At 69.9% G+C, this 16,532-nt stretch carries 10 protein-coding genes and 1 pseudogene; 6 read left to right on the forward strand and 5 right to left on the reverse strand.

Annotated elements, in window-relative coordinates; all coding sequences use genetic code 11:
• Positions 1–108 precede the first annotated feature (108 nt).
• Positions 109–1,098, reverse strand: a complete 990-nt coding sequence (locus ACIQ6Y_RS17475; protein WP_404039113.1) for a carbohydrate kinase — start codon at positions 1,096–1,098, stop codon at positions 109–111.
• 224 nt (positions 1,099–1,322) lie between these two features.
• Positions 1,323–4,256, reverse strand: a complete 2,934-nt coding sequence (locus tag ACIQ6Y_RS17480) for a GH32 C-terminal domain-containing protein (protein WP_404039116.1) — start codon at positions 4,254–4,256, stop codon at positions 1,323–1,325.
• 294 nt (positions 4,257–4,550) lie between these two features.
• Here ACIQ6Y_RS17480 and ACIQ6Y_RS17485 point away from each other — a divergent pair, with 294 nt between their 5' ends.
• The 5 genes from ACIQ6Y_RS17485 to ACIQ6Y_RS17505 all read left to right on the forward strand — a co-directional run bounded on the left by ACIQ6Y_RS17485 (position 4,551) and on the right by ACIQ6Y_RS17505 (position 10,406).
• Positions 4,551–5,564, forward strand: a complete 1,014-nt coding sequence (locus ACIQ6Y_RS17485) for a LacI family DNA-binding transcriptional regulator (RefSeq protein WP_404039118.1) — start codon at positions 4,551–4,553, stop codon at positions 5,562–5,564.
• A gap of 141 nt (positions 5,565–5,705) precedes the next feature.
• Positions 5,706–7,010: an ABC transporter substrate-binding protein gene (locus tag ACIQ6Y_RS17490; RefSeq protein ID WP_404039121.1), complete on the forward strand. Its 1,305-nt coding sequence runs from the start codon at positions 5,706–5,708 to the stop codon at positions 7,008–7,010.
• A 170-nt stretch (positions 7,011–7,180) separates the two neighbouring features.
• The gene (locus ACIQ6Y_RS17495; protein WP_404039123.1) at positions 7,181–8,020 is read left to right on the forward strand and encodes a carbohydrate ABC transporter permease; all 840 of its coding nucleotides are present in this window, start codon (positions 7,181–7,183) and stop codon (positions 8,018–8,020) included.
• A 1-nt stretch (position 8,021) separates the two neighbouring features.
• Positions 8,022–8,894 (forward strand): carbohydrate ABC transporter permease, encoded by an 873-nt coding sequence (locus ACIQ6Y_RS17500; RefSeq protein WP_404039126.1) that lies wholly within the window; start codon positions 8,022–8,024, stop codon positions 8,892–8,894.
• A gap of 39 nt (positions 8,895–8,933) precedes the next feature.
• Positions 8,934–10,406 (forward strand): glycoside hydrolase family 32 protein, encoded by a 1,473-nt coding sequence (locus ACIQ6Y_RS17505; RefSeq protein ID WP_404039128.1) that lies wholly within the window; start codon positions 8,934–8,936, stop codon positions 10,404–10,406.
• A gap of 981 nt (positions 10,407–11,387) precedes the next feature.
• On the opposite strand, the gene ACIQ6Y_RS17510 is transcribed toward ACIQ6Y_RS17505, so the two are convergent.
• The 3 genes and pseudogenes from ACIQ6Y_RS17510 to ACIQ6Y_RS17520 form a co-directional block, all read right to left on the reverse strand.
• On the reverse strand, positions 11,388–13,016 hold the full coding sequence (locus tag ACIQ6Y_RS17510; RefSeq protein ID WP_404039131.1) for an aldehyde dehydrogenase (NADP(+)): 1,629 nt from the start codon (positions 13,014–13,016) through the stop codon (positions 11,388–11,390).
• Between the two features lie 54 nt (positions 13,017–13,070).
• On the reverse strand, positions 13,071–13,991 hold the full coding sequence (gene kdgD, locus ACIQ6Y_RS17515; RefSeq protein WP_404039134.1) for a 5-dehydro-4-deoxyglucarate dehydratase: 921 nt from the start codon (positions 13,989–13,991) through the stop codon (positions 13,071–13,073).
• A gap of 158 nt (positions 13,992–14,149) precedes the next feature.
• Positions 14,150–15,338 (reverse strand): annotated as a pseudogene (locus ACIQ6Y_RS17520) (mandelate racemase/muconate lactonizing enzyme family protein).
• Between the two features lie 154 nt (positions 15,339–15,492).
• Between ACIQ6Y_RS17520 and ACIQ6Y_RS17525 the strand changes: the two are divergent.
• Positions 15,493–16,368 (forward strand): LysR substrate-binding domain-containing protein, encoded by an 876-nt coding sequence (locus ACIQ6Y_RS17525; RefSeq protein WP_404039137.1) that lies wholly within the window; start codon positions 15,493–15,495, stop codon positions 16,366–16,368.
• Positions 16,369–16,532 lie beyond the last annotated feature (164 nt).

A 16,532-nucleotide genomic window follows, 5' to 3' on the forward strand; every position in this document is an offset into this window, starting at 1 on the left:
GAAGAGTCCGTGACCAGGCAGACGGATGCCTTGTTGCTGCGCGCAGGCAAGCGCCGACACGATGGCTGCGCGTGCTGCGGCAGGGACAGAGACCCGCAGCGTGCCGTGTCAGGCGGGCGGCCGGAGCCGTTCGAAGTCGCCTGTCTGTGCTGCCTGTTCGGCGCTGGGCGGGTTCGCGCCGGGCACTGAGCAGGTCAGGGCGGCGACGCGGGCGGCGAAGGAGCAGGCGTCGGCGAGGTCGTCGAGTTTCAGCGCGTCGAGCCGGCCGCCGAGATGGCCGAGGGCGGCGAGGCGGTGCAGCAGGCCGGCGGTGAAGGAGTCGCCCGCGCCGACGGTGTCGACGACGTCGACAGCGGGGGCGGGGACGGTGACGCGTCGGCCGTTGAGGGAGGCCAGAGCGCCGTGGCGGCCGCGGGTGATGACGACGAGGGGCGCGCCCAGGGCGTGCCAGATGTCGCAGGCCTGTTCCGGGCCGGCCTCCGGCAGGAGCAGAGCGAGATCGTCTTCGCTGAGGCGGAGGATGTCGGCCAGGGCGCACCAGCGGGGAAGCCGTTCACGATAGGCGGCGGGCGGTACGAGGTGGGGGCGGACGTTGGGGTCGAGGCAGATGGTGAGCTGCTCGCGCACAGCAGCGAGGTGGTCCTCGATCCGGCTGCCGCCTGGCTGATGTATCAGCGCGAGGGAGCCCGTGTGGAGGCAGAGGGTGTCATCGTACGGGGCGGCGGCGAGTTCGTCGGTGCTCCACTGCCAGTCGGCGGCACCGTCGGCGTAGAAGGTGTACGTGGCCTGGCCGCTCTCGTCGAGGCCGGCGATGGCCAGAACGCTGGGCTCGTCGGCGCTGACGCCGGCGGACAGGTCGATGCCGGCGTCCGTGAGGCGGTTGCGGAAGAGGGTTCCGAGGACGTCATGGGAGAGCCTGGCGCGCAGGCGGGTGGGGGTGCCGAGCCGGGCGAGGGCGACTGCGGTGTTCGCTGGGCCGCCGCCGGGCAGGACGCGCAGGTCCAGTTCCTGCGGGCCGGACCGTGCCGGGTCGGCGAAGGCGTCGGCCACGCACTCGCCGAGTACGGTGACGCCGCCGGAGGAGGGGGGTCGAGGCATGGTGGGGGTCTGTCCTTCTGAGAAACGCGTACGGATGAGGGCGTGCCGGGGGGCAACGCGCTGGAGCCTGGGGTGCTGCCGACTGCGGAGGACGCACCGGCGCGGCGCACGGTGGAGTGCCGCCCGCCGGCCGGTCGCGGTGCTGCAGTGACCGGCCGGTCGCGCGGGCTTGAGATCAGCTGACCCGGCGGCGCGGGGGGGGTCGTCCGCCGGGTCGCGGGGTGTCACCGGCGGCGGACGGGGACGTTGACGTCGTCCACGTTGATGTGGCCCCAGCCGCCCGCCGCCCGGTCGACGACCTCGATGTAGATGCGCTCACCGATGTGGGCGGCGAGGTCGAACATGACGCGGCGGTACTGTTCGCCGCCGCGGCCGGTCGCCTTGGCCAGGATCTTGCCGTCGTCGGCGCGGACGACAGCGGCATAGAGCCGGTCGGGGTCGTTTCCGCCGGAGACGAGCAGGTCGATGAGGCCGTCGCCGCCGAGGACCACGGTGGCGGAGCGCAGCACGCCGGTGGCGTCGTCGCCGCCCGCGTCCGGGTTGAAGCCCCACAGGTGGTGGCCGTGCGGATCTTCGTCGGTGTCGGCCTGGTAGAAGGGGCCGCCCCAGCCCCAGTCGGTGCGGGTGGTGACGTTGGCGTCGCTGAAGGTCGTGCCCGAGACCACGGTCCATCCGGTGAGGTCGCCGGTGGCGAAGTCGTGGTTGGGCAGTGCGTCGACGTCCGTCGGGCGGGGCGGGTCATAGGCGGCCGGTGCGACGGGGGTGTCCCAGGCGCCGTTCATCCGCCAGACGTCCAGCTCCACCACCCTCGCGGAGCCTCCCTCCGCCGTCAGGCGCAGGCCGGTGGCGTCCTCTCTGGTGGGGTAGACACGGCTGGTGATGCTGTTGGTCCCGTTCACGTAGGCCTCCAGCATCGAACGGTCGAGCAGGACGCGCAGGCGCAGCCGTCCGTCGTCCAGTTCGACGGTGCCGCCGTGCACGCCCTTGCGTACGTCCGGGTCGAGGCTGGAGCGGTTGCGGTCGATGTAGAAGCGGCGCTCGGCTGTGTCGTAGGACAGCAGCGTCTCCTCGATGCCCTCGGCGCAGGTCCTCACCGCCAGGGTGATGGTCCGCGCGCCGCGCGGCTCGATGACGGCGTGGACGTCCAGCAGGTCGCCGCGGACCTCGGCCAGCTGCCGGTTCGCCTCCTTGACGGAGGTCTGCCGGATCCGGGTGAGCTGCTTGCCGCGCAGTCCGGCGGCCTCGGCGATGGGTTCGACACCGAGGCGGCCGTCACGGAGCAGGGAGAGGCTGACGGGCATGCCTGCGTTGTGGGCCCAGCCGGACTGGGCGTGCTGCTGCTCGGTGCGGCGGTCCTGGGTGATGCTGAAGACGACGGAGCGGCCGTCGGGGGTGACGAGGCCGGACGGGCCGGTGAAGTGCTCGCCGAAGTCGAACTCACGGGGCTCGTCGTGGTCGGGCACGAAGCGGCACTCCCGCTTGTCGAAGGTGCCGATCCAGTAGTAGGTGTGCTTGACGGCGTTGGGGTTGAACCCCTCCCACCAGGGACAGATCAGCAGGATGTGCTTGCCGCTGCGCCTGCCGCCGGGGCCGGGAAGAGGGAGGAGGACGGGCAGTTCCCACACCTCGCCGGGCTCCGGGCGGGTGGCGAGGTCGTTGTGGTGCAGGGGTCCGCGGTACGTCCAGGGGCCTTCGGGCCTGCGGGCGGTGTAGACGAGGGCGGCGCCCCCGTGCTTGCGGGCGACCCGGGTGCCGTCGTAGTCGACGATGCCGCTGCCGACCAGCTGGTACCAGACGCCGTCCTCCTGCCAGACGAACGGGTCGCGGAAGTTCTCCGCCCATGCGGTGCCGGGCCCGGCGGGCAGACCTGCGGGGGCTTCGGTGACCGGCTCGGACTTCATCGTCCAGGTCGGCAGGTCGGTGTCCTTGTCGGCCGGGTAGGACGACACGGCGAGCCCGGTCCGCTGGCGGTAGGGCAGCCGGTCGTCGCCGCCGGTGAAGAACAGGACCGGCCCGCGTTCGCCGTCGACGCAAGCCGAGCCCGACCAGCAGCCGTCCGGTCCGACGGAGCCGGCGGCGGGTGCCAGTGCGATGGGAAGGTCGCGCCAGTGCACCATGTCGGTGCTGACCGCGTGCCCCCAGTGGATCTGGCCCCAGAACGGGCCGAGCGGGTTGTGCTGGTAGAAGATGTGGTACTTGCCCTTGAAGTAGACCGGGGCGTGCGGCTCGTTCATCCAGTGCCAGGGCGGCAGCATGTGGAACTGGGGGCGGTGCCGGTCCCCGTCGAAACGGCTGCGGTGCGGGGTGAGGTCCGGCCGCGGTACCCGATGGCCCGCGAGGGCCGCGATCTGCCCGGCGTGTTCCTGCTGCGCGGTGGCATCGTCCAGGCTGCCGGGGCGGATGACGAGGCTGTCCATCAGCCCCATGTACATGTTGGCGTGGAACTCGCCGCCCAGCAGCGTGGAGCGGTTGTGCCTGCCGATCAGCAGCGCCTCGTCAGGGGCGAGTACGGGGGCCTTGTCCGGGGTGGCGGCGGTGCCGATCAGCCGGCCGTCGCGGTAGAGGCGCAGCTGATGGGCGGCGGGGTCGTAGGTCGCCGCCACGTGCGTCCACCGGTTCTTGGCGGCGGGCTGATCCGGGGCGCCCTGGACCTCGATCAGGCTGTCGGCGAAGCCGAGCTGGAAGACGATCTGCCCGAAGCGGCGCAGGCCGAGCAGGAATCCGCTCCGGGTATCGGGGTTGTGCTGGTTGACCAGGGCCTGAGGCTTGCCGTCGATGCCGTGCTCGTAGGCGTAGGGCGCGATCCACACATCCACGGTGATCCCGCCTGCGGGGTCGAGGTCGCCGGGTCCCTGTGCGGTGACGACGGTCGAGTAGCCGTCGAAGTACAGCGCCCGGCCGCGAACCCCGCGGCGCCGCAGGGGATCGCTGTCCGGCTTGTAGCGGGCGTCGTTGAAGACGTAGCCGATGGGGTCGGCCGTACCGGAGACGGCCTCGAGGGTGACTGCGCCGGCTCGCTCGTCGAAGTCCCAGCGGGCGGTCGGAGGTGCGGGCAGGGCCCGGTTCCGCGCGGCGGCGGGGGCGGAAGCGAACGAGAACGGGACGATCGCGCCGCCCACGGCGGTGGACACGACGCCGAGGGCCGTTCTTCTCCTCATGGCTGACTCCTGGAACGGTGCGGCACGGCTACGCCCGTGCCAAATCGGTTTAACTGCGTGGCTCGGATCGTTCGCCTGCCGTATCCGCTAACGCAAGAGCTAACGCACAGCGAGTTACATTTGCGTTGCCTAAAAACCGAACATATCGAACAAAAAGGACAGACAAGCACCCGTCGGCGGTTTGCAACGCCCAAGGTGTTGACATCGGGCTACCAGCGATTCAATCTCGTCACAACCTTGCTAATCCGATTTAACAACGGAGCTGAGCCACCGATGTCTGAACGCCGCGTAACGATGGCTGACGTTGCCCGTCTAGCGGGTGTCTCGCCGACCACTGCGTCGTTCGCCCTCTCCGGCCGCACCGACATGCGCATCTCCGACGCCTCCCGTGCCCGCGTACTGGAGGCCGCCAAGGAACTGGGCTACCGCCCGAACGTCACGGCACGCAGCCTGCGCACCAAGTCGACCCAGACCATCGGGTTCGTGTCCGACATGATCACCACCACCCCGTTCGCGGGCGACGTGATCCGCGGCGCGCTCGAGGCCGCCCGTGAACGCGATCACCTGCTGTTCATCACGGAAGCCGGCGGAGACCGTGCCGCCGAGTCATCGCTGGTCCACGCGCTGCTCGACCGCCAGGTCGACGCCGTGATCTACGCCGCCATGTTCACCCGCTACATCACTCCGCCCAGGGAGCTCTACGGGCAGCGGGTGGTGCTGCTGAACTGCCTGGCCCCCGGCTTCGACGCGCCCTCGGTCGTCCCCGACGAACTGCAGGCCGGCCGCGACGCGGCCCGCGCCCTGCTCGCTGCCGGCCACACCAAGGGCATCTGGGCGATCGGCGGCCACCTGGCCGTGCCCGCCTCCCCTCAGGGGAACATCGCCGGCAACGAGCGGATGCGCGGCCTGGAAGAGGTCCTGCGAGCGGGCGGTGCCCGCCTGGACGGCGTCATCGAGTGCGACTGGAACACCCAGGACGGCTACCGGGAAGTCTCCGCGCTGCTCGCCGCAGGCCACCGCCCGCGGGCGCTGGTGTGCCTGACCGACCGGGTGTCCCACGGGGCCTACCAGGCGCTGGGCGAGGCGGGGCTGTCCGTGCCCCGGGACGTTTCGGTGGTGTCCTTCGACGACCAGGACATCGCGACCGCGCTGCGCCCGGCGCTCACGACCGTGAAGCTGCCGCACTATCAGCTCGGCCGCCTGGCCGTCGAGCTGATCGTGAGCCAGGGACCGCTCGAAGCAGCCGTCCACCGGGTGGCCATGCCTCTGCAGGAGCGTGACTCCATCGGCGCCCCCGCCACGGACTGACGCCGGCCCCCGAAAAACGCTCGTCCCGCCGCCCGGGCGAAGACCCAGGCGACAGGACGGTCACCGAAAGACAGCGACCGACGCAACCGGTCGCCCCGGCGGGTCCGGCAAGACCCGCCTCAGTGAGATGGAGGAAACCCCGTGGTGTGGAAAACAAGGCGCCTCGCTGGTGCGAGTGTAGCCGCTGCAACGGCGGCCGCCCTGGTCGCCGGATGCGCGTCCGGAGACGGCGGAGCCACGTCCGGAGCCAGCGGCGACACACTGACCCTGTGGACGCACAACGCCGGCAACTCGGCCGAGCTCGACGTCGTCAAGAAGATCATCAAGGATTTCAACGCCTCCCAGACCACGTACACGGTCAAGCTCCAGGCATTCCCGCAGAACGACTACAACAGCTCCGTCGTGGCCGCGGCCTCGGCCCGCAAGCTGCCCTGCCTGTTGGATGTCGACGGCCCCAACGTCGCCAACTGGGCATGGGGCGGCTACCTCGCCCCCATAGACGTCTCCGGCAGCGAGGTTCCCCTCACCGACCAGCTGCCCAGCACCGTCGGCCGCTACCAGGACAAGCTGTACGCCTTCGGCTTCTACGACGTCGCCCTGACCCACTTCGCCCGCAAGTCGGTGCTGGAAGAGCACGGCATCCGCATCCCCACCATGGACAAGCCCTGGGCGAAGGCCGAGTTCGACGCGGCCCTGGCCAAGCTGAAGAAGAGCGGGAAGTTCGAGTACCCGCTGGAGATGGGCACCGGCGGCAGCGGTGAATGGTGGTCCTACGCCTACTCCCCGCAGCTGCAGAGCTTCGGCGGCGACCTGATCGACCGCGACGGATACAAGACCGCCTCGGGCACCCTCGACGGCCCCGACGCCGTCGAATGGGCCACCTGGTTCCGGTCCCTGGTCTCCAAGGGGTACATCGCCAAGAAGTCCGGCGCCGACCCCAACAAGGACTTCCTGGCCGGCAAGAGCGCCATCCAGTGGGACGGCAGCTGGAACGCGGCCAAGAACGCCGACAAGCTTGGAGGCGACCTCGCGATCATCCCGCCGGTCGACTTCGGCAACGGACCCAAGATCGGCGGCGCCTCCTGGCAGTGGGCGATGAGCTCCAGCTGCTCCAACAAGGACGGCGCCCAGGCGTGGCTGAAGTTCTCCCGCCAGACGAAGTACTTCGTCGACTACGCCAAGGCCACCGGCACGCTCCCGGCCACCGAGGCCGCGGCCCAGCAGATCGACGGCTACCAGCCGGGCGGGAAGTTCAACGACCTCGTCGAGTTCGCGCGGAAGTTCGCGGTGGTGCGCCCGGTGACCCCGGCCTACCCCTACATCTCCACCGAGTTCGAGAAGGCGGCCCAGGACATCCTGGCCGGCGCCGACCCCAAGGACGCGCTCGGCCAGGCCGCGAAGGACATCGACAACAACCTCAAGACGAACAACAACTACGCCGGATGACCCACCCCGGTCCGGTTCGGGCCTGACCGCGCTTCCCCGCGTGCCCGAACCGGACCGGATCCCCTGGAGCTACCGTGACCACCAAGACCGCAGCCCTCGGCCGGCTGCGTCCGGTAAAGAGAACACGACCGACACGTACCCGTCGCCGTGAGAGCCTCACCGCCCTCGGCATGGCCACACCGGCCATCGTGCTGCTGATCGTCTTCCTCGTCGTACCGGTCGTCCTCGCCTTCGCCCTGGCATTCACCGACGCACGACTCGTCTCGCCCACCCCGGCCCGCTTCGTGGGCCTGCGCAACTTTCAACTGCTCTTCGACGACCCGGTCTTCTACAAGTCCCTGCGCAACACGGCGTACTTCGCCGCCGTCGTCGTCCCGCTGCAGGCCGGCCTCGCCCTCGCGCTGGCGCTGCTGGTCAACGCGAAAGTGCGCGGCGTCAACTTCTTCCGCACCGTCTACTTCCTGCCCGTCGTGACCTCGATGGTCGTCGTCTCCCTGTTGTGGACCTTCCTCTACCGCAAGGACGGCCTCGTCAACCACGTGATTTCGGCCCTCACCTTCGGCCATGTCGAGGGCCCGGACTGGCTCGGCGACCCCCACACCGCCATGCCCGCCATCATCCTGATGTCGGTATGGCAAGGCGTGGGCTTCCACATGATCATCTGGCTGGCCGGGCTGCAGACCATTCCCGCCGAGCTGTACGAGGCCGCCGACCTGGACGGAGCCACCCGCTGGCACCGCTTCTGGCACGTCACCTGGCCCGGCCTGCGCGCCACTCGCAATTTCGTGCTCGTCACCATCACCATCGCGGCGTTCAGCCTCTTCACCCAGATCAGGGTGATGACCCAAGGCGGGCCGCTGGACTCCACCACGACGGTCGTCTACCAGGCGGTGCACGCCGGCTACGACCAGCAGCAGACCGCCTACGCCGCGGCCATCTCCCTGGTCTTCTTCGTGCTCGTCCTGAGCGTGTCCCTCGTCCAGCGCTTCCTGACCCGGGAGAAGGACTGACATGACCTCCTTCCTCAAGAACCTCGGCGGTCACGCCGGACGGGTCGTCCTGACCCTGGTCTTCGCGCTCCCACTCCTCTTCATGCTGGTCTCCTCGTTCAAAACGGACGACCAGATCTTCGACGACCTGGGCTCCTTGCGCTCCTTCCTCCCCGTCGGCGCCCTGTCCCTGGACAACTACACCGACGTCTTCGAGCGCGTCCCCGCGGCACAGTTCCTGCTGAACTCGGTGATCATCTCGTCAGTCACGGTGATCCTCGGCATCGTCATCAACAGCATGGCTGCCTTCGCCCTGTCACGGATGACCTGGCCCGGCCGCAAGGTCGTCCTGACCGCGGTCATCGCCACCCTCATCGTGCCGTTCGAGACCTTCGCCCTGCCGCTGGTGTGGTGGGTCAACCAGCTTCCGCTGCTCCGCGTCAACGGCTTCCACCTGGAGTGGACCACCGGCTGGATGGACACCTACCAGGTGCAGATCGTGCCGTTCGTGGCCAACGCCTTCTCGATCTTCTTCTTCCACCAGTACTTCCAGAGCATCCCCAAGGAGATCGACGAGGCCGCGGTCATGGACGGCGCCGGCTGGTTCACCATCTACCGGCGGATCATCATGCCGCTGTCCGGACCGGCCGTCGCCACCGTAGCCATCCTCACCTTCCTGCCCGCCTGGAACTCCTACCTGTGGCCGCTCATGGTCGTACAGAGCGAGAACCTCCGGCCGGTGATGGTGGGCATCTCCTACTTCTTCCAACTCAACGTCGGCTGGGGCCAGATCATGGCCTACTCCTCCATGATCACCGTGCCGATCCTGGCCCTGTTCGTGGCCTTCCAGCGCTCCTTCGTCAACAGCATCGCCTCCACCGGCGTCAAGGGCTGACAGCACGCCTTCGACACCCTCACTGGAAAGGACCTCCGCGTGTCCGTCCTGCCCGCAGACCCCCACCTGCCCGTCGCGCACCTGCGCCCGCCCCGCAACTGGATCAACGACCCCAATGGGCTGGCCTTCCACGACGGCCACTACCACGTGTGCTTCCAGCACAACCCGTACGGACCCGAGCACGCGAACATGCACTGGGGCCACTTCCGCAGCACCGACCTGCTGACCTGGGAGGAGCTCCCCGTCGCCCTGGCCCCCACCCCGGGCGGCGAGGACGCCGACGGCTGCTACTCCGGCAACGCCGTCTCCGACGGCGAGCGCATGGTCGCCTTCTACTCCGCCTTCCGCACCGACCGCTGGGCACAGCCCGTCACCACCGCCGAGTCTCTTGACGGCGGCCGCACCTGGACACCGCGCGGCAGCCTGCTGATACCCGATCTGCCCCAGGGCGTCAGCATGTACCGCGACCCCTACGTATGGCGCGAGGGCGGCCGCTGGCGGATGCTGGTCGGCTCCGCCCTGGCGGACGGCCGCGCAGCAGCCCTCCTCTACGAGTCCTCCGACCTCGAACAGTGGCACTACCAGGGCCCGTTCCTGGACCGGACCCCCCAGACTCTGGCACCAGGCGCTGACACGGGGCTGGGCTGGGAATGCCCCCAGTACCTGCACGGCCCGGACGGACGCGGCGCACTCATTGTCAGCGCCTGGGACCCGGAGCTCGGACCCCGCCGGACGGTGGCCTACTCCGGGCGTGAGCGGGAAGGTCGCTTCCTCGCCGACGCCCCCGTCCTACTTGACCACGGCCCCGACTTCTACGCACCGGCGCTGCTGCCCGCTCCTGACGGCCGGTGGCTGCTGTGGGGCTGGTCATGGGAGGCCCGCGACCAGCAGTGGGTGAATGCGGCCGGCTGGGCCGGCCTGCTGACCCTGCCGCGCGAGGTCACCCTCGGCGAGGACGGCTCCGTACGACAGCAGCCGGCCAGAGAACTCCTGTCGCTGCGCGACGGACGTGCCCTCACGGCTTCAGGCGAGACCTCCTCAGCCGCCCAACTGGGCACCGTGGACCCGAGCTTCGACCTGACCGCCCGTCTGGAACTCCACGCCCCGGCGACGTCAGGCGGACTGCGGCTGGTGACCTCTGCCGACGGCAGCGAGTACCTCGACATCAGGATCGACCCCACCACCGGCGAGCTCGTCGTGGACCGTGAGCATGCCTCACTCGACCCGCGCGCACACGGGGGTACGTACCGCATCCCCTGCCCCGAGGCGAAGACCGCCTCCGGTGCCGCGATCGAGCTGCGTCTGGTGGTGGACCGTTCCGTCGCCGAGCTGTACCTTCCCTCGGGCCGGACCCTGACGTTGCGGTTCTACCCCACCGGTGGCAGCCCGTGGCGCCTCGAAGCCCACGCCGCAGGAGGGGGTCACATCGGCTACACCGTCGCCGCGTGGAACCTGCGCCCGTACACCGTGCGGCGTGAAGAAGAAGCGAGCGCCCAGTCCGCGCTCACATGAAGCGCCTCGCCCGTCCGTGACACCTGTCGCCCGTGAGGCCGCCGCCCCAGCCGTGAAACTGGGGCGGCCGCGACGGCAGGAGCCAGCTGCGGAACCAGACCCGGAACCGGACAGGTTGCGGACGAGCAGCCTGCAGCGGTGACGGTTGACACGCCCCAACCTCTGGGAAGCACCATGCATCTCATCAGGACCTCCCGCACAGAGCCCCGCCGACCCCGGTACCTGGCTTCCACGGTCCGCAGTGTGCGCGTGACAGCACCAGCACGGCCTGAATCCGTCGGCCTTCTCAGGAAACGAGCGTCCACTCTCTTCGCCGCCTGGACGCTGAGCGCCGAGGCCCAGGCCACTGCGGAACTGGTGATCAGCGAGCTCCTGACCAATGCTGTGCTGCATGGAGCACGGGCGTGGCCTGGCCATTGTGGCCGCAGTCGCTCGCGACCTGCAGGTCGACGAGACCCCGCGAGGCTGGTGCGCCCGAGCATGCCTGGAACTCGACTCTCCGACAACAGATGAACGGGGCGTTCCCCAGCACTACTGAGTGGCTGACCTCGTGGACCGATGTGCCCGGCGTTGAGGGGCTCGGCCTCGGGCACCTAGTTGCTGCTCTGACCGCCCAGGCCGCCAGCAGGGCTATCTCATCGGGGCCTTCGCGCCCGAACGATTTGGCGAAGGACACAGCGATCCGCACGCCCCACACAGCATCGTCCTGCCGCCCCTTGCCGGCCACGCAGCACGGGCCATCGCCGAGCGATATCTGCCGGCCTACGACTACGCCGTTCACGTCCGCCGGACCTCCACGGTGGCAGACGCCCTCGCCATCATCCGCGACCAGTACGACAACTGGATCACGCGGCATACGGATTTCTTGCAGGGCGGCCGCCGTGTCTCGCGAGGACAGGTGGACTTGGGCGAGCAGCCGGTAGGCGCCCTCGCGGCAGCGGTCCGCACGCCGGCGGCAGCCCGTCGCTGTCCGAAAGCGACTCAGTCGGTGGAGCGCAGGTTGCCGTCGACGCGACGCGGGACGCCGTAGGGGTTGTCGTCCCGCACGGAAGGCGGCAGGAGAGCGTGCGGGACGTTCTGGTACGCGACGGGACGCAGGAATCGTTCGATGGCGCGGGAGCCGACCGAGGTGGTCCGGCTGTCGGAGGTGGCGGGGTAGGGGCCTCCGTGGACCATGGCGTGGCCGACCTCGACCCCGGTGGGCCAGCCGTCGAACAGCACACGGCCGGCGCGTCGTTCGAGGAGGGGCAGGAGTCGGCGGGCGTGCGGGAGGTCGTCGTCCGCTGTGTGAACGGTCGCGGTGAGCTGGCCCTCCAGACGGTGCAGCACGTCGGTCAGCTGGGCCAGGTCGCGGGCGCGTACGACGAGGCCGGCCGGCCCGAACATCTCGCGCCGGAGCTCCGGATCGGCGAGGAAGTCGTCCGCGTGGACGCTCATCAGCAGGGCCCGGCCGGGGCTGGCGGACCGCGGTTCGGCGCCCCGCGCGAGGACCTCGACACCCGGGCGCGAGGAGACGGTCTCGGTCTCCCTGCGGTAGGACATGGCCAGGCGCGGCGCGAGCATGGTGGCCCCGGCGTAGCCGTCGACCACTCTGCGCGCCCTCGACAGGAAGCGTTCCAGATCGGGGCCGTCCACGGCGATGACGAGGCCGGGGTTCGTGCAGAACTGGCCCGCCCCCAGGGTGAGAGACGTCGTGTACGCCTCGGCGAGGCCCTCGGCGCGTCGGGCGAGGGCCCCGGGCATGAGCACGACGGGGTTGATGCTGCTCATCTCGGCGTGGACCGGGATGGGCTGGGGCCGTGCGGCGGCAGCGCGCAGGAGGGCGAGTCCGGCGTTGCGGGACCCGGTGAAGCCGACGGCCTGGATGTGTGGGTCGGTGACGAGATCGATGCCCAGGGTGGGGCCGTCGCCGATGAGCAGGGAGAAGACACCTGGCGGCAGCTGATGCTCGGCGACGGCCGCCTGGACGGCGTGGGCGGCGAGCTCGCTGGTGCCCAGGTGTGCATCGTGCGCCTTTACGACGACGGGGCAGCCCGCGGCGAGGGCGGAGGCGGTGTCCCCGCCCAGGACGGAGAAGGCCAGGGGGAAGTTGCTGGCACCGAAGACCGCCACCGGGCCGAGGGGGATGCGCTGCTGGCGGATGTCCGGACGGGGCTGGGGCGTGCGGTCGGGTTGTGCGGGGTCGATGCGGGCGCCGTACCAGCTGCCCTCCGTCAGGACGGAGGCGAACAGCCGCAACTGGCCCGTTGTCCGTTCGACTTCGCCGGCCAGCCGGTCGGTAGACAGCCCGGTCTCCTGGTGGGCGCGGTCGACCAGGGCGTCGGTCAGGGCGGTGAGGTTGCAGGCGATCGTTTCGAGAAAGCGGGCGCGGCGCCAAGGGTGCAGGTCGCGGAAGGTGTCGAAGGCGTCCTCGGCGGCTCGGCAGGCCCGCCGCACATCGGCCGTGCCGCCGTAGCGGTACGGCGGGTCGAGCTCCTGGCCGGTGCGGGCGTCGACGGAACGGATCTCGGCGCCCGCACCGGTGATTCGTTCACCGGCGATGAACATGGCCCCCGTCAGATCGGTCGCCGGCGGGTGGGCCGAAGGGCCGGGGGCGGGGGTGCTGCTCATGGGCGAAGCCTTCTTCCTGAGCGGGGGCACGGGTCACGCGGTGGAGGGCGTGGATCAGGCGGTGGGCACTCGGGCGATCAGGGCCGTAAGGGAGTCGTGCTCCTGCGGGGTCAGGTCGGTCAGCGGAGGCCGGACTGGTCCGGCACTCCGGCCGGTCGCCGCCATGCCGGCTTTCACGATGCTGACCGCGTACCCGGCCTGGCGGTCACGGATCTCGGTGTACGGGAGGACGAAGGCCGAGAGCATCCTCGTGACGTCGGCCTGCCGCTGCTCTCGAACGGCGGCGTAGAAGGCGAGGGCGAATTCCGGAAGGAAGTTGAAGATGGCCGAGGAATAGGTCGTCACACCCAGCTGGAGGTAGGGCAGGGCGAAGGTCTCCGCGGTGGGCAGGCCACCGATGTACGTGAGGCGGTTGCCCAGCCGCGCGTGGATGCGGGTGACGGTGTCGATGTCGCCTACGCCGTCCTTGTACCCGACGAGGTTGGGGCAGGTGTCCGCCAGGCGGGCGACGGTGTCGGCGGAGTAGACGGCGTTGGCACGGCTGTAGATCACGACGCCGAGGGATGTAGCACGGCAGACCGCCTCGACGTGCCGGGCCAGGCCCTCCTGCCCGGCTTCGGTGAGGTAGGGCGGGAAGAGCAGGATGCCGTCGGCGCCGGCCCGTTCGGCCGCGGCGGCGAACTCGATGGCGGTGGCGGTGCCGTACCCGGCGGGAGCCAGGATCGGGGTGCCGTCCGGCGCGCTGTCGGCCGCCGCGGCCACCACGCGTTCGACCTCGGTGGGGGTGAGGGAGAAGAACTCGCCCGTGCCGCCGGCGGCGAACAGCCCTCCGACGTCGTACTTGGACAGCCGGACGACGTGCTCACGGTAGGCCGCCTCGTCGAAGGACAGGTCGTCACGGAAGTGCGTCACCGGGAAGGACAGCAGCCCGGAGCCGATACGCCGGCCGAGCTCTGCGGGGGTGAAGGACGTCATGGGAGTGCTCCTTGATGTCGTGCGTGATGGGGGCGGAGGCGGTGCGGTGTTGTGCCGGTGCCGGCCGTCGACAGCCGTTCGCCGGCGGCGGGGAGTGCGGCGCGGGCGGCGCGGCTGTCCGTTTCGGCGCCGCCCGCGCCGGCTCTCGGCGCCCGGCGTCAGGGACGGACGCCCGCTTCGAAGGTGGCGACGGTCCAGGCGCGGGCCTTGTCGGTCAGCGTGACCCCAAGCCCGGGACGGGCGGAGATGTGCATGCGACCGTCACGGATGGTGATGCGCTCGTTGAAGAGGGGCTCCAGCCAGTCGGAGTGCTCCACCCAGGGCTCGGTCGGGTAGGCGGCGGCGAGGTGGAGGTGAATCTCCATGGCGAAGCGCGGCGCGAGCTGGAGGTGGTGCTGTTCGGCCAGCACGGCGAGCCTGAGGAACTGGGTGATGCCGCCGATGCGAAGGGCGTCCGGCTGGATGAAGTCGGCGGCCCGGTGGCGAATCAGCTCGGCGTGTTCGGCGACGCTGGACAGCATCTCGCCGGGTGGCCACGAAGGTGTCCAGGGAGGCGGCCAGCGCGGCGTGGCCCTGGACGTCGTAGGGGTCGAGGGGCTCTTCGATCCAGACCAGGCCGAACTCCTCCATGGCACGGCCCAAGCGCTGCGCTGCAGCCCGGTCCCACTGCTGGCTGGCATCGACCATGAGTGGGGTGTCGTCACCGACACGCTCGCGTACGGCGGTCAGGCGGGCGAGGTCGTACCGGCTGTCGGGGTGTCCGACCTTGATCTTGATGCCGCCGATGCCGTCGGCCAGGGAAGCGGCCGCGTTGTCCAGGAGCTGCTCGGTCGGGACGTGCAGGAAGCCTCCCGAGGTGTTGTAACAGCGGACCGAGTCCCGGTGCGCACCCAGGAGTTTCGCCAGCGGCAGTCCGGCCCGCTTGGCCTTCAGGTCCCACAGGGCCACGTCGAACGCGGCGATCGCCTGCGTGGCCAGGCCGCTGCGGCCCACCGATGCTCCGGCCCGCACGAGCGTGGTCCAGATCCTGGCGATGTCACTGGGGTCCTCACTGATCACCTGCTCGGCGATCTCCTTGGCATGGGCGAACTGGCCGGGGCCCCCGGCTCGCTTCGAGTAGCCGAACCCGAGTCCCTCATGGCCCTGCTCTGTGACGATCTCCACGAAGAGGACCGCCACCTCCGTCATCGGTTTCTGCCGGCCGGTGAACGCCTTCGCGTCACTGATCGGCGCGGCCGGCGGGAGGGTCACCGAGGACAGGCGAAGCCATGCGATCCGGTCGAGCGTCGCCTCTCCCGCGCTCTGCCCGGGCGGGCCGTCCTGCGTCGTGTTCATCGTGCTCACCACTTCGATGCTGGAGGTTTGCGAGGGAGCGGCTGGCTCTGACGCCCCGAGACCGGTCGGCAGGGGCGGCGCCGCGTCCGTCTGAACGTGACGCTACGGTCGTCAATAATTCACGTCCAACACCGGTTTTGGATCCTGCAATACCTGGAGAGCATCAATGTTCACGCTGGCCCAGCTGACGAGCTTCGTGGCGGTCGCAGAAGAACTGCATTTCACGCGTGCCGCGGAGCGCCTGAACATGACACAGCCACCGCTGAGCCGGCAGATCCAGTTGCTGGAGAACGACCTGGGTGTCCAGCTACTCGACCGGACCAACCGCACGGTCAGACTCACCCCGGCCGGCCGGGCCTTCCTGACCGAGGCGCGCCGCATCCTGCACCAGTCCGAGCACGCCACACTCGCTGTGCGGCGCGTCTCCACCGGAGAGACGGGGGCGATCGCCGTCGGCTTCACGGCGGCCAGCGCCTACTCCGCGCTCGGCAGCCTCCTGGAAACCGCGCAGGCGGCCCTGCCGGGGGTCGAGATCCTCCTGCAGGAGCTCGTCACCCGCGACCAGCTCAAGGCTCTCGGCGAAGGCTCACTCGACCTCGGGCTGGTCCGTCCGTCGGCCACAGGACCGGACCTCGTTTCCCGCCCTGCCGTGCGGGAGGGCCTGGTGGCGGCGCTGCCCGCCGGGCACCGGCTGGCCGCCGGCGCGGAACCCATGCGCGTCGAGGACCTCACCGGCGAGGATTTCCTGATGTACTCGCCCATCGAGGCGCGCTACTTCCATGAGCTGCTGGTCAGCGTCTTCCGTTCGGCGAGAGCACAGCCGGTGTTCACCCAGTACCTCACCCAGGTGCACAGCATGCTGGCCCTGGTGAACGGAGGCTGGGGCATCGCCCTCGTACCCGAGGGCGCGGTCCGGATGCGCTACGGCGGCATCGTCTTCCGGCCGGTGGACCTGCCGGAGCCGCAGCCGGTCGCACTGGACTACGTGTGGCGGGAAGGCAACGACAACCCAGCGCTCAAGGCACTTCTGCGGCACCTGTGACACCCGCACGACCTCAGCGGCATTCGGCAGGCGGAGCTGTGCCGGGAGGCCGCCATACAGAGAAGGTATGGCAGCCAACAAAATTCGACTTAGACGTGAATCGAAACCATCTCTACGGTCAACTCAGCCACCCGTTCTGTGGCTCGGACCGCATGCGGCATCGC

The organism is Streptomyces sp. NPDC096205, from assembly GCF_044763135.1.
Taxonomy (GTDB): Bacteria; Actinomycetota; Actinomycetes; order Streptomycetales; family Streptomycetaceae; genus Streptomyces.

Coding starts and splice junctions, on each gene's coding strand:
- ACIQ6Y_RS17485 (WP_404039118.1), top strand. CDS start 4,551: ATGGCTGACGTTGCCCGTCTAGCGGGTGTCTCGCCGACCACTGCGTCG.
- ACIQ6Y_RS17480 (WP_404039116.1), bottom strand. CDS start 4,256: ATGAGGAGAAGAACGGCCCTCGGCGTCGTGTCCACCGCCGTGGGCGGC.
- ACIQ6Y_RS17475 (WP_404039113.1), bottom strand. CDS start 1,098: ATGCCTCGACCCCCCTCCTCCGGCGGCGTCACCGTACTCGGCGAGTGC.
- ACIQ6Y_RS17500 (WP_404039126.1), top strand. CDS start 8,022: ATGACCTCCTTCCTCAAGAACCTCGGCGGTCACGCCGGACGGGTCGTC.
- ACIQ6Y_RS17510 (WP_404039131.1), bottom strand. CDS start 13,016: ATGAGCAGCACCCCCGCCCCCGGCCCTTCGGCCCACCCGCCGGCGACC.
- kdgD (WP_404039134.1), bottom strand. CDS start 13,991: ATGACGTCCTTCACCCCCGCAGAGCTCGGCCGGCGTATCGGCTCCGGG.
- ACIQ6Y_RS17495 (WP_404039123.1), top strand. CDS start 7,181: ATGGCCACACCGGCCATCGTGCTGCTGATCGTCTTCCTCGTCGTACCG.
- ACIQ6Y_RS17525 (WP_404039137.1), top strand. CDS start 15,493: ATGTTCACGCTGGCCCAGCTGACGAGCTTCGTGGCGGTCGCAGAAGAA.